Raw genomic sequence first — 258 nt, 5'->3', positions numbered from 1 at the left:
CAGCGTTGGTCCAGCTTCAGCTCGATGCGGCGGTTGCGGGCCAGGGCTTCCTCGCTGGTGCCGGGGTCGAGCGGCTGGAACTCGCCGAAGCCGGCGGCGGCGAGCCGTTCCGGCGGCAGGCCCTGGGAGGTGAGGTACTTGACCACCGAGATGGCGCGGGCCGCCGACAGCTCCCAGTTGGACGGGTAGAGGTTGCGGTTGATCGGCCGGCTGTCGGTGTGACCGTCCACCCGCAGTACCCAGTTGATGTCCGACGGG

1 protein-coding gene is annotated in these 258 nt (G+C 70.2%); it reads right to left on the bottom strand.

Annotated features, from left to right (window positions below):
* Nucleotides 1-258 (bottom strand): OmpA family protein (locus tag JT719_RS24885; protein ID WP_207436466.1); only part of this gene is annotated, 258 nt, incomplete at both ends.

Origin of the sequence: Sabulibacter ruber (assembly GCF_017355955.1) — a bacterium.
GTDB lineage: Bacteria > Bacteroidota > Bacteroidia > Cytophagales > Hymenobacteraceae > Nibribacter > Nibribacter ruber_A.
This window is presented reverse-complemented; position numbering and strand designations above follow the sequence as displayed.